Source organism: Streptomyces lasiicapitis (genome assembly GCF_014646335.1).
In the GTDB taxonomy this organism is placed as follows: Bacteria; Actinomycetota; Actinomycetes; order Streptomycetales; family Streptomycetaceae; genus Streptomyces; species Streptomyces lasiicapitis.
This window is the reverse complement of record NZ_BMNG01000009.1, coordinates 355,323-368,785: the sequence shown is the minus strand read 5'-3', so window position 1 is coordinate 368,785 and position 13,463 is coordinate 355,323. Positions and strand designations below refer to the sequence as shown.

1 protein-coding gene (only partly in view) is annotated in these 13,463 nt (G+C 68.7%); it reads right to left on the bottom strand.

Annotated elements, in window-relative coordinates; genetic code table 11:
• Positions 1–13,463 carry the 5' portion of a non-ribosomal peptide synthetase gene (locus IEY91_RS21600; protein ID WP_189175283.1) on the bottom strand. 4,876 nt of this gene lie to the left of the window's left edge, so only the first 13,463 of its 18,339 coding nucleotides appear in the window; it begins with the start codon at positions 13,461–13,463; the stop codon falls past the left edge of the window.

The following is a 13,463-nucleotide window of genomic DNA, read 5'->3' as shown; positions in this document are numbered from 1 at the left end:
TGGACCGCTGCGTTGGTCAGCACCAGGGCCGGACGTGCGTCTTCCAGCACGTACGCGATGCGCTCAGCCGGGTACTGCGGATCGATGGGTACGTACGCACCACCGGCCTTCAACACCGCCAGGAGTGCCACCACCAGGTCAGCGGAGCGCTCCATGCAGACCGCAACCAGCGACTCCGCACCCACGCCACGCGAAATCAGCAGCCGGGCCAGACGGTTCGCCCGCGCGTCCAACTCGGCGTACGACCACTCCGTACCACCGAAGGTGACCGCAGTCGCGTCAGGTGTGCCTGCCGCCTGAGCCGCGAACAGCTCCGTCAGCGAGGCTTCGGCAACCGGGCGGGAAGCACCGCTCCAGTCCCGCACCAGCTGGTCCTGCTCCGCCTCACCGAGAACCGGCACGCGGCCCAGAGGCAGGTCCTCGGACTCCGCCTCCAATGCCGCGACGATTCCTTCAGCCGCAGCGCTGACCAGGCCACACACCGCCTCCGCGGCAATCGGAGCAGCCGCCTGAACCGTCAGGCCAAAGCCCTCACCCGTGTCGTCCACCGACACCGTCAGCGGGTAGTTCGTCCGCTCGTGGGCCGACAGCAGCTCGACGCCGTCCAAGCCGGTGTTGAGGTCTTCGATCGACCTGCCCATCCGCTCGGCGGCATTGGCGTTCTGCCGGTAGTTGAGGAGGGAGGTGAACAGCGGGGTCTCCGCCGCGAGATCGGCCGCCTGCTGGGCAAGCGTGAGCGGGGCATGCTCGTGGACGAGGAGGTCGGCGAGCTGCTTCTGCATCCCCCGCACCGCATCGCCCACCGCCACCCGCCCAGTCGGCACACGTACCGGCAGCGTGTTGATGAACAGACCCGGCGTACGATCCGCACCCGCGCCCGCCTGCATACGACCGAACAGCACACTGCCGAACACCACATCGTCACGACCCGAAGTCACCGCAGCCACACGGGCCCACACCAAGTGGAACAACGTCGCCGGGCTCACACCCAGACGCCGCGCCTGCTCCCGAAGACGGGCCGCGAGACCCGCATCCAGCATGACCGCCGCCTCCGCGACATCCGAACCGTCACCATGCACATCCAACAACCCGAACGGCGCCGTCGGCTCACTCACACCACCAAGCAGCTCACCGAAGAACCGCTCATGCTCCGCACGCGACACACCAAGACGCGCCTGCGCCACAAACTCACGGAACGGAACAGGGGTAGGGAGTTCCTCCGCCTCTCCGCGCAGCAGCGCACTGACCTCTGCGAAGAGGACACCCATCGCCGTGTGGTCCTGGACCAGGTGGTGGGCCTGCATGACCATCAGCCAGCGGTCGCTGTCGGGCTCCGCCGCGACAGTGGCGCGCAGCAGCGGAGCCTGACGGATGTCCATGGACGGGCTGCACCGGTCAAGGAGCCCCTGCACCAGGTCCCCGTCGAAGTCCCCGAACTCGACCTCGTCCACGGGGATGTCGGCGTGACGCACCACCACCTGTACCGGCTCGCGCAGGCCTTCCCATGCGAAGCCCGTCCGCAGGGTGTCGTGCCGGTCCACGGCCGTTTGGAGCACGTTCAGGAACTGGTCGAGCCGTTCCCGGGAGTCGAACCGCAGCACCGTCGGCAGCACGTACACGTCCGCGCCGTTCTCGTTGCCGATGACGGAGTGGAAGAAGATGCCTTCCTGGAGGGGGGCGAGGGGGTAGATGTCGGCGATGTTCGCCGCCCCGCCCTCAACCCGGGTCGTGATCCGCCCGATCTCCTCCGTCGTCAGCTCCACCAGCGGCAGCATCTCCGGCGTGATCACCTCGGCACCCGCCGGGATCAGGTTCTCCGGCACGGCCACCGCGCCCTGGCCGCCCGCACCGGCGGCGGCCGCGAGCCCGGCCACCGTCGGCGTCGCGAACAGACTCCGCACGCTCACGGGAAGACCCAGCTCACGCAGGCGTACGACGAGCTTGACAGCCATGAGGGAGTGCCCGCCGCGTTCGAAGAAGTTGTCGTCGACACCGACGTCGGGGACGCCCAGCACCTCGGCGAACACCGCGCACAGGATCTCCTCCTGCACGGACGAGGGGCCGCGTCGAGCGGGCTGTCCCTTGCCGGAAGCCGTCGACGCGCTCGGCTCCTGCTCCTCGTGCGTACCGCCCACGAGTTCCAGGCTGCCGTCCGCGCGCCGGCGCACCACGTCGCCCGTGCGGTACATCCGCTCGCCGGTGGCTCCGAACGGGCACGCCACGAAGCGTTCCGCCGTCAGCCCGGGACGGCCCTCGTAGCCGTGATCCTTGAGGCCGCCCGCGACGTACAGGTCGCCCGCGACACCAGCAGGGACCAGTTGGAGCGCCGCATCGAGAACGAACACCTTCCGTCCGGTGTCCGCTCCGCTTTGGGGGGCAGAGTCCAGCACCGGCAGCGTACGGGCCGGAACGCCCGCTGCGGAGTCCTTCCATTCGGTCAGGATCCGGTCCCGCTCCGCGTCGCCGAGGATCTGGATCCGGCTCACGGGCTGGTGCGGATCGGCCGTCACGGCATCCAGTACGCGTACGAAGCGCTCCACGAGCTCCGCGACCGTGTCCTCGTCGAACAGGTCGACGGCGTAGACGACCGTGCCCTCAAGTCCGGCCGGGGCACCGGAGGCGTCGAAGCGCTCCCTCACGTTCAGGTCGAGGTCGAACTTGGCGGCCACCTCCCGGCTCGCGAGCACTTCGGCGTCGAGTCCGGGCAGGTCCACGACCGCATCCGCATGCGTGTCCAGACCGAGCATGATCTGGAAGAGGGGGTGGCGTGCCATGGACCGCGTCGGCGCCAGCTCTTCGACAAGCCGCTCGAAGGGGACGTCCTCATGCGCGTACGCACCGAGCCCCGTCTCCCGCACCCGCTCCAACAACTCCGCGAAGGACGGGTCCCCGCTCACGTCGGTGCGGATCACCAGCGTGTTCACGAAGAACCCGACCAGCTCCTCCAACGCCTCATCCGAACGCCCGGCCACAGGAACACCCAGCGGAATGTCGCGGCCCGCGCCCAGACGGCTCAACAGCGCCGCCATGCCCGCCTGCAACACCATGAACAGGGTGACACCGTGTGCCCGCGCGATTTCCACGAGCCGCGCATGCACCCCGGCGTCCACGCCGAGTTCCACGATGTCACCGCGGTGCGAGGCGACGGCCGGGCGCGGCCGGTCCACCGGAAGCACCAGCTCGTCCGGTACGTCCGCCAACATGTGGCGCCAGTACGCGAGCTGGCGGGCCATCACGCTGTCGGGGTCGCTCTCCTCACCGAGGAGTTCCCGCTGCCACAGCGCGTAGTCCGCGTACTGCACGGGAAGCGGTTCCCAATCCGGCGCCTGCCCGGCGGTGCGGGCCGCGTACGCCACCGACACGTCACGCGCCAGCGGCGCCATCGACCAGCCATCACCCGCCACGTGATGCAGCACCAACATCAACACGTGCTCGTCCGGACCCGTCACGAACAACCACGCACGCAAGGGAACGTCGACGGACAGGTCAAACACACACCCGGCCGCCTCAGCCATCTCCGCTGTCAGGTTCTCCGGGGCGACGTCGACGACCGTCAGCTCACAGCCGGCCGAGCCGATGTCCAGTACCTGCTGCTGGGCCGTGCCTGCCACCGTCGGGAACACGGTGCGCAGCACTTCATGCCGCGCCACCACATCATTGAGCGCCGCGCCCAGCGCTTCGACGTCCAGCTCTCCGCGCAGCCGGATGCCCGCGGGAATGTTGTACGTGGCGTTCGGCCCCTCCAGCTCACCCAGGAACCACAACCGCTGCTGCGCGAACGACAACGGCACCAACTCCGGCCGCACCCGCGCCGAGAGAGCCGGCCGTGCCTTGTCGGCGCCCTCCAGCCGCTCCACGAGCAGGCCCACCGACGGTGCCTCGAACACCGCCCGCACACCAATCTCCACACCCAGCACCGACCGCACACGACTCACCAAACGAACCGCGAGGAGGGAGTGACCGCCCAGCTCGAAGAAGTTGTCGTCGACACCGACGTTGGGGACACCGAGCACCTCGGCGAACACCGCGCACAGGATCTCCTCCTGCGCGTTCGCCGGTGCCCGGCCCGCCGACACCGAGTATTCGGGTGCGGGGAGTGCGCGGCGGTCGAGCTTGCCGTTGACCGTGACCGGCAGCGCCTCCAACACGACCATCGCTGAGGGGACCATGTACTCCGGGAGCACTCGGCTCACATGCGCGCGCAGAGCCGCAGTGTCCATTGAGCCCTCGGTGGGAACCACGTACGCGACCAGACGCTTGTCGCCCGGGGTGTCCTCACGTACGAGCACCGCGGACTCGGCCACGGCGGCGTGGGATTCCAACGCCGCTTCGATCTCGCCGAGTTCGATGCGGAAGCCGCGCAGCTTCACCTGGTCATCCGCGCGCCCGAGGTACTCCAGGTTCCCGTCCGCACGCCAGCGCACCACATCCCCGGTCCGGTACATCCGCTCACCGGCGGCCCCGAACGGGCACGCGATGAAGCGCTCCGCCGAAAGGCCGGGGCGACCCAGGTAGCCGCGCGCGAGCTGGTCGCCCGCCAGATACAACTCGCCCGCAACACCCACAGGCACCGGCCGCAGACCCGCATCCAGCACATAGACACGCGTGTTCCACACCGGGCGGCCGATCGGCACGACCGGACCCTCACCCGCATCGCAGGCCCAGGCCGTCACATCGACCGACGCCTCGGTCGGACCGTACAGATTGTGCAGCTCCACACCCGCCAGCACGTCGAAGAACTGATCCCTCAACTCCCCGGCAAGCGCCTCACCACTGCACACCACCCACCGCAGCCCCGCACAAGCCCCCACACTCGGCTCACGCAGGAACACCCGCAGCATCGACGGCACGAAATGCGCAACCGTCACCCTCTCCCGCCGGATCAACTCCGCGAGATAGCCCGCGTCCCGATGACCACCAGGCCGCGCCACCACCAGACCCGCACCCGTGATCAACGGCCAGAAGAACTCCCACACCGACACGTCAAACCCGAACGGCGTCTTCTGCACCACCCGGTCCGACCCACCCAGACCAAACGCGCCCTGCATCCACAACAGACGGTTCACCACACCCCGATGCGGAACCGCCACACCCTTCGGACGCCCCGTCGAACCCGACGTATAAATCACATACGCCACATGCGACGGCGAGACCTCCACAGAGCTAACAGGCTCAGCAGACAGCGCCTCCAATTGCGCCACCACCTCAGGCGCATCCACCACCACACGCGCCGGAACGTCCACCACCGGCACGACCGCCTGGACGACCTCGCTGGTCAGCACCAGGACCGGCTGCGCATCCTCCAACACGTACGCAATGCGGTCAGCCGGGTACTCCGGATCGATGGGTACGTACGCACCACCGGCCTTCAACACCGCAAGCAGCGCCACCACCAGATCAGCGGAACGCTCCATACAGACCGCAACCAGCGACTCCGCACCCACACCACGCGAAATCAGCAGCCGGGCAAGGCGATTCGCCCGCGCATCCAGTTCCGCATACGACCACTCAGTGCCCTCGAAGACCACCGCGACCGCATCCGGCGTCTCACGCACCTGCTCCGCCAACAACTCCGTCAGCGACACCTCAGGAACAGACCGACCCGTGTCATTCCACCCACACACCAACCGATCCCGCTCCACCTCGGGCAGGACCGAAACCTGGTGCAGACGCAGGCCTTCGGCCTCGTCTTCCAGTGCCGCGACGATGCTCTCGGCCGCAGCATCGACCAGGCCACACACCGAATCCGCGTCAATCGGAGCACTCGCCTGGACCGTGAGGCCAAAGCCTTCGCCGGTGTCATCCACTGACAGCGTGAGCGGGTAGTTCGTGCGCTCACGCGTGTAGGCGATTTCTACGCCTCCGAGGTCGAGGCCCATCTCCTCACGCGGACGGTCGTTGTGCCGGTAGTTGAGGAGGGAGGTGAACAGCGGGGTCTCCGCCGCGAGATCGGCCGCCTGCTGGGCAAGCGTGAGCGGGGCATGCTCGTGGACGAGGAGGTCGGCGAGCTGCTTCTGCATCCCCCGCACCGCATCGCCCACCGCCACCCGCCCAGTCGGCACACGTACCGGCAGCGTGTTGATGAACAGACCCGGCGTACGATCCGCACCCGCGCCCGCCTGCATACGACCGAACAGCACACTGCCGAACACCACGTCATCGCGACCCGAGGTCACCGCAGCAACCCGCGCCCACACCAGGTGGAACAACGTCGCCGGGCTCACGCCCAAGCGCCGTGCCTGCTCCCGCAGACGAGCAGCAAGACCCGCATCCAGCATGACCGCCGCTTCCACGACGTCCGAACCGTCACCATGCACATCCAACAACCCGAACGGCGCCGTCGGCTCACTCACACCACCAAGCAGCTCACCGAAGAACCGCTCATGCTCCGCACGCGACACACCAAGACGCGCCTGCGCCACAAACTCACGGAACGGAACCGGGGTAGGGAGTTCCTCTGCCTCACCGCGCAGCAGAGCACGCACCTCGCCCAGAAGCACAGCCAGGGCGGTGTGGTCCTGGACCAGGTGATGGACCTGCAGGGCGAGCAGCCAGCGGTCGCTGCCGGGCTCCGCCGCGAGAGTGGCTCGCAGCAGCGGAGCACGCCGGATGTCCATGGACGGGCTGCACAGGCCAAGCAGTCCCTGAACCAGGTCCCCGTCGAAGTCCTCGAGGTCCACCTCGCGTACGGGGATGTCGGCGTGACGCACCACGACCTGCACCGGCTCGCGCAGGCCGTCCCACGCGAAGCCCGTCCTGAGGATGTCGTGCCGGTCCACCACGGCCTGCAGTGCCTCAAGGAACCGCTCGACACGCTCACGCGAGTCAAAGCCCAGGACCGTCGGCAGTACATACACGTCCGCGCCGGACTCACCACCCAGCACGGAATGGAAGAAGATGCCTTCTTGCAACGGAGCAAGCGGATAGACATCGGCGATGTTCGCCGCCCCACCCTGCACCCCGGCCGAGATTCGCCCGATCTCCTCCGCCGTCAGCTCCACCAGCGGCAGCATCTCCGGCGAAATCACCTCAGCGCCCGCCGGAATCAGATTCTCCGGTACCGAGACCAACTCGCCGTCGGCCGAAGCAGCGGCCAGGCCGGCCACCGTCGGGGCAGCGAACAAGTCCCGCACGCTGACCGATACGCCCCGCTCACGCAGCCGCTCGATGAGCGACACCGCGAGGAGCGAATGACCGCCCAGCTCGAAGAAGTTGTCGTCGACACCCACGCTGGGAACGCCCAGAACCTCGGCGAACACCGCGCACAGGATCTCCTCCCGCACACCCGACGGAGCCCGCCCCACCGACACGGTGTACTCCGGTGCGGGCAGCGCTCGGCGGTCAAGCTTGCCGTTGACCGTCAGCGGCAGCGTCTCAAGGACCACCATCGCCGCCGGAACCATGTACTCCGGCAGCAGACCACCGACATGTGCCCTCAGTACCGCCGTGTCCACCATGTCGCCAGCAGCAGTCGGAACGACGTACCCGACGAGACGCTTGTCCCCCGGCACGTCCTCACGCACCAACACTGCGGCCTGCGCGACATCCGCATGCGATTCCAGCGCCGCCTCGATCTCGCCCAGCTCGATCCGGAAGCCTCGGACCTTTACCTGGTCATCCGCACGGCCCAGGAACTCCAGGTTCCCGTCCGCACGCCAACGCACCACATCACCGGTCCGGTACATCCGCTCACCGGCATCCCCGAACGGGCAGGCGACGAACCGCTCCGCGGACAGCGTCGGGCGACCCAGATAACCGCGGGCCAACTGCGCGCCCGCGACATACAACTCACCCGCGACACCCACCGGCACCGGCCGCAGATCCGAACCCAGCACGAACACCCGCAAGTTCGGGATGCCCACACCGATCACACTGCCCGCACCACCCGCGACGACAGCCTCATCCAAGGCCATGTAACTCACATGGACCGTGGTCTCGGTGATGCCATACATGTTCACCAGCACCGGCGCATCCGCCGCATGCCGCACATACCACTCCCGCAGCCGCGACAGATCCAGCGCCTCACCACCGAACACCACACACCGCAACGCCAACCGCTCACCCAACGACGGCTCCCGCGCTTCCGCCGCCATCAACTGATAGAACGCCGACGGCGTCTGGTTCAAAACCGTCACACGCTCAGCGACCAGCAACTCCAAGAACTCGTGCGGATTGCGCGACACCTCACGCGGCACCACCACAAGACGCCCGCCATGCAGCAGCGCACCCCACAGCTCCCACACCGAGAAGTCGAACGCGAACGAGTGGAACCACGCCCACACATCCCCCGCCCCGAAGGCGAACCAGCCATCCGTACCACCGAACAGCGCCACCACATTCCCATGCGGAACCGCCACACCCTTCGGACGCCCCGTCGAACCCGACGTATAAATCACATACGCCACATGCGACGGCGAGACCTCCACAGAGCTGACAGGCTCAGAAGACAGCGCCTCCAACTGCGCCACCACCTCAGGCGCATCCACCACCACGCGCGCCACAACGTCCACCACCGGCACGACCGCCTGGCTGGTCAGCACCAGGACCGGCTGTGCGTCCTCCAGGACGTACGTGATGCGGTCAGCCGGATACTCCGGGTCGATCGGAACGTACGCACCACCGGCCTTCAACACCGCAAGCAGCGCCACCACCAGATCAGCGGAACGCTCCATACAGACCGCAACCAACGACTCCGCACCCACACCACGCGAAATCAGCAGCCTCGCCAGGCGATTCGCCCGCGCGTCCAACTCGGCGTACGACCACTCAGTGCCACCGAAGGTGACCGCAGTCGCGTCAGGCGTACGACCCACCTGAGCCGCGAACAGCTCCGTCAGCGACGCCTCGGCGACCGGGCGGGAAGCACCACTCCACTCCTGAACCATTTGGTCCTGCTCCGCCTCGCCCAGAACCGGCACCCGGTCCAGAAGCAGATCCTCGGACTCCTCCTCCAGCGCCGCGACGATGCCCTCGGCCGCAGCGCCCAGCAGGCCGCACACCGACTCGGCATCAATCGGAGCAGCCGTCTGAACCGTCAGGCCAAAGCCGTCACCCGTGTCGTCGATCGACACCGTCACGGGGTAGTTCGTGCGCTCGCGAGCCGACAGCAGCTCGGCCCCGTCCAGGTCGATGCTCGGCTCGTCGCCCGGTGTGCCGGCGCTGTGGCGGTAGTTGAGCAGGGAGGTGAACAGCGGGGTTTCCGCCGCGAGATCAGCGGCCTGCTGAGCCAGTCCCAGTGACGCGTGCTCGTGGACGAGGAGGTCGGCGAGCTGCTTCTGCATCCCCCGCACCGCATCGCCCACCGCCACCCGGCCCGTGGGCACACGTACCGGGAGCGTGTTGATGAACAGACCCGGCGTACGATCCGCACCCGCGCCCGCCTGCATACGACCGAACAGCACACTGCCGAACACCACGTCATCCCGGCCCGACGTCACCGCGACGACCCGCGCCCACACCAGGTGGAACAGCGTGGCCGGGCTGACGCCCAAACGCCGCGCCTGCTCCCGAAGACGAGCAGCAAGACCCGCATCCAACGGCGCCGCCGCCTCCGCGACATCCGAACCGTCACCATGCACATCCAACAACCCGAACGGCGCCGTCGGCTCACTCACACCACCAAGCAGCTCACCGAAGAACCGCTCATGCTCCGCACGCGACACACCAAGACGCGCCTGCGCCACGAACTCACGGAACGGAACAGGCGCAGGCAGAGCCTCCGCGTCACCGCCGAGCAACGCACGCACCTCGCCCAGCAGTACCTCAAGGGTGGTGTGGTCGCGGATGAGGTGATGCGCCTGCAGGGCGAGGAGCCAGCGGTCGCTGCCGGGCTCCGCCGCGAGAGTGGCTCGCAGCAGCGGAGCACGCCGGATGTCCATGGACGGGCTGCACAGGTCAAGGAGCTGCTGCACGGCGTCGGTGTCCGACTGCGGGTGGAGCTGGAGTTCCTCGACAGGAATGGCTGCCTTGCGCAGCACTACCTGCACCGGCTCGCGCAGGCCTTCCCATGCGAAGCCCGTGCGGAGGATGTCGTGCCGGTCCACGACCGCCTGCAACGCCCCAAGGAATCGCTCGGCACGGTCACGCGAATCGAAGCCGAGCACCGTCGGCAGTACGTAGACGTCCGCGCCGGACTCACCGCCCAGCACGGAGTGGAAGAAGATGCCCTCCTGGAGGGGGGCGAGGGGGTAGATGTCGGCGATGTTCGCCGCCCCGCCCTCAACCCGGGCCGAGATCCGCCCGATCTCCTCCGCCGTCAGCTCCACCAGCGGCAGCATCTCCGGCGAGATCGCCTCGGCACCCGCCGGAATCAGATTCTCCGGCACCGAGACGGCGCCGGCGGCCGACGAGGCAGCGGCCAGACCGGCCGCCGTCGGAGCGGCGAACAGATCCCGCACGCTCACGGACACGCCCCGCTCCCGCAGCCGCTCGATCAGCGACACCGCGAGGAGGGAGTGACCGCCCAGCTCGAAGAAGTTGTCGTCCACGCCCACTCCGGCAACGCCCAGGACGTCGGCGAACACCGCGCAGAGGATCTCCTCCTGGAGGGAGGCGGGTCCCCGGCCGCCTTCTGTAGCCGTGTGTTCGGGTGCGGGCAGTGCGCGGCGGTCGAGCTTGCCGTTGACCGTCAGCGGCAGCACGTCGAGCACGACCATCGCCGACGGCACCATGTACTCCGGCAGCACCCGGCCCACCTGCGCCCGCAGCGCCGCCACATCCAGCGTGTCGCCGGACTCGGCCGGAACCACGTACCCGACGAGGCGCTTGTCCCCCGGCACGTCCTCGCGTACGAGCACCGCCGCCTGGGCGACATCCGCGTGTGCCTCGAGGGCCGCCTCGATCTCACCGAGCTCGATCCGGTATCCCCGGATCTTCACCTGGTCGTCGGCGCGGCCGAGGAACTCCAGGTTCCCGTCCGCACGCCAGCGCACCACGTCACCGGTGCGGTACATCCGCTCACCGGCCGCCCCGAACGGACAGGCGATGAAGCGCTCGGCCGAAAGGCCGGGCCGGCCCAGGTAGCCGCGCGCGAGCTGGTCGCCCGCCAGGTACAGCTCACCCAGGACACCCGCCGGCACCGGCCGCAGAGCCGCGTCCAGCACATAGGCGCGCGTGTTCCACATGGGGCGGCCGATGGGAAGCGTGCCGGTCTCGGTGTCGTCCTGGGAGGTGACCACGTAGTCGGTGCAGCCGACGGTCACCTCGGTGGGACCGTAGTGGTTGACGACCGCCACGGACGGGTGGCGGCGGCGCCATTCACGTATCTGGGTACCGCCGACGGCCTCTCCGCCGACCATGAGCTGCCCGCTCGGGGCGCAGCTCTCGTCGAATCCGTCCATGTACGCGAGGTGGCTCGGCGTGGCCTTCAGGAAGGTCAGTTCCTGGGCGCGCAGCGTGGCGGGCAGGTCTTCGTCCATGGGCGCGACGATCACGCGGCCGCCGCACGTCAGGGCGCCGTACAGCGCGGTCACGCCGGCGTCGAAGGAGATGGACGCGTGCAGCAGGGTGGTCCCATGGAGGTCGGGGTACGCCTCCGTGCACCGGGTCACGTAGTTGACGAGGTTCTGGTGCGTGATCAGCACGCCCTTGGGGCGCCCCGTCGAACCCGAGGTGTAGATGACGTACGCGGGGTGGGACGGCAGCTGCGTGCCGCGTCGCTCGGACGCGGTCAGGGCGGCGGTGTCGAGGTCGTTCAGCGCGGCCGTGACGCGCGGCTCGTCGACGACGACGCGCTCAAGGCCCGCCACGTCCGGAAGGGACGCGGCGACCGCCTCGCTGGTGAGCACGAGGACGGGCCGCGCGTCTTCCAGCATGTAGGCGATGCGGTCGGCCGGGTACTCCGGGTCGACCGGCACGTACGCGCCACCCGCCTTCAGGACCGCGAGGAGCGTCACCACCAGGTCCACGGAGCGTTCCATGGACACGGCGACCAGGGACTCAGGACCCACACCGCGGGAGATCAGCAGCCGGGCCAGACGGTTCGCGCTCGCGTGCAGCTCCGCGTACGAGCGCTCCACGCCCCGGGAGGAGACGGCGGGTGCGTCGGGGGTCCGCGTCGCCTGCTCCTCGAGGAGCGCGGTCAGCGTGGTCGCGGGGACGGTCCTGTCCGTGTCGTTCCAGTCCTGGAGGACCTGTCGGCGCTCGGTCTCGTCGAGGATCTCGACGCGGCCGACGTGGTCCTCCGGGGCGGCCGTCGCGAGCCAGGTCAGGACGTTGTGGAGGCGGTCCGTGTGGCGCTGGTTCTCGTCCTGCGAGTACAGCTCGGGGCTGGCGTCCGTGGCGATCTCGATGCGGCCGTCCGCGTACCGGTCGTACACGCAGAACGCGACGTCGTTGAAGTGGCCGCTGCTCAGCGCGTGGGCGCGGACCTCGCAGTCGCCGAAGGAGAAGTCGTAGGCGTAGGGGACGACGTTGACGACCATGCTGGCGAGGTTCCCGCGGCCGATGAGCCGCAGGTCCCTGAGCATGTCCTCGTAGCGGTACTTCTGGTGGCGCAGGGCGCCGCGCACCTGGACGGACACCTGTCGTACGAGTTCCTGGACGGTCATCGAGGAGCGGACCGCCAGCCTGATCGGCAGCAGGTTGGTCGCCATGCCCGGGGTCTGGCGCTGCGGGCCGCCGGACCGGCCGAAGACGGGGAGGGCGACGACGACGTCCTCGGCTCCCGTGGCGCGGTTCAGGTACACCGCGGCGGCCGCGATCGCCATGCCGGAGATGCTGGTGCGCAGGGAGCGTGCCGTGGCGCGCAGGTCGGTGGCGTCCTCGGGGCGCACCGCGGCCGTGCCGCGGATCAGGTGGTGCGGGGTGCCGGAGGCGAGTCGGCCGCTGAGGCTGACGGGGGTGGGCAGGTCGGCGAAGATCTCGCCCCAGTACGCGCGGTCCTTCGCCTGCTCCTCCGACGAGCGGTAGGCGCGGTCGGCGTCGAGCAGGTTGGAGAAGGGCGCGAGCGCGCCCTCGTCGTAGGCGTTGCCCTCGCTGAGGGCCGCGTAGATCTGCGCGATGCGGTTGTTGACCAGCGGTCCGGAGAAGCCGTCGCCGAGGATGTGGTGGCAACGCTGGTACCAGTACACGTGGTTCGGGCCGAGCCGGAGCATTGCCTGGGTGAAGAGGGCGCCGGTGCGCATGTCGACCGGGCGGCGCATGTCCGTCCGCATCCATTCCTCGGCGCGGGCCCGCGGGTCGGGCTCGCCGCTGAGGTCGATCTTGTGGAAGGGCCAGTCGTCCGACACCTTGACGTGCTGCCGGACGGATTCGCCCTCGCCGACGAAACGGGTGTGGATGGCCTCCGCTTCGCGCAGTGCGGAGCGCAGGGCCCGCTCGAAGAGTTCAACGTCCAGTTCGCCGTTGATCTCCATGTATTCGCCGACGTTGTAAATGGGGTTGTCGGGGTGCAGATGTTGAGCAGTCCAGATTCCCAGCTGCGCAGCCATCAACTCGTGGAAGACGCCGTCCTGCTCAGACAC